This window comes from Anoxybacillus sp. ST70 (assembly GCF_019553625.1).
In the GTDB taxonomy this organism is placed as follows: Bacteria; Bacillota; Bacilli; order Bacillales; family Anoxybacillaceae; genus Anoxybacillus; species Anoxybacillus gonensis.
In genome coordinates, this window is record NZ_JAHZOF010000034.1 from 1 (window position 1) to 854 (window position 854).

The following is an 854-nucleotide window of genomic DNA, read 5'->3' on the forward strand; positions in this document are numbered from 1 at the left end:
ATTTGCTCATTGACTGCACGCCACAACACTCTATTCCAAATATGATTAAAGCATTAAAAGGTGTGAGTGCGAGGTTGCTGTTTAAAGAATTCCCTCAACTAAAAGAGAAATTGGGGGGAGGGAACTTATGGAATCCTTCTTATTTTGTCGCAACCGTAAGTGAACACACAGAAGCGCAAATAAAACAATACATCCAAAATCAGAAGGGGAGGTGAAAGCCATGCTCGTCCATAAAGCATACAAATTCCGTATTTACCCAACCAAAGAACAGGAAATCCTTATTGCCAAAACATTCGGTTGCGCTCGTTTTGTATTTAATTATTTCCTTGCCGAATGGGAACGTGCGTACCGAACAACAGGAAAAGGGTTGACCTACAAGGTTTGTTCTTCTCAATTAACAAGCCTAAAGAAACAATTTGTATGGCTAAAAGAAGTGGACAGCATTGCGCTCCAAACCTCGCTGAAACATTTATCCGATGCGTACACTCGATTTTTTCAAAAACAAAACAATAAACCACGTTTTAAATCAAAAAAGAACAAGGTGCAATCGTACACAACAAAGTACACGAATGGAAATATTGCCGTTGTCGGCAATCGAATCAAACTCCCGAAACTTGGGCTTGTGCGTGTTGCGAAAAGTCGGGAAGTCGAAGGACGCATCTTGTCTGCGACCATTCGCCGAAACGCAAGCGGAAAATACTTTGTGTCTATTCTTGCAGAAGTAGACGTGCAACCACTCCCTAAAACGAATCGTGCCGTCGGGATTGACTTGGGCGTAAAACATTTTGCGATTCTTTCAGACGGTACGACGTATGCGAATCCAAAGTTTCTTCGCAAACTAGAAGAAAAATTAG

At 41.6% G+C, this 854-nt stretch carries 2 protein-coding genes; both read left to right on the forward strand.

Annotation, left to right across the window (positions count from 1 at the left end; all coding sequences use genetic code 11):
* Window positions 1-215: IS200/IS605 family transposase (tnpA, locus tag K1I43_RS15450; protein WP_220382707.1), on the forward strand; the 215-nt coding region annotated here is incomplete at its 5' end.
* A gap of 5 nt (window positions 216-220) precedes the next feature.
* The coding region (locus K1I43_RS15455) for an RNA-guided endonuclease TnpB family protein (protein ID WP_220382708.1) at window positions 221-854 on the forward strand (634 nt) is incomplete at its 3' end.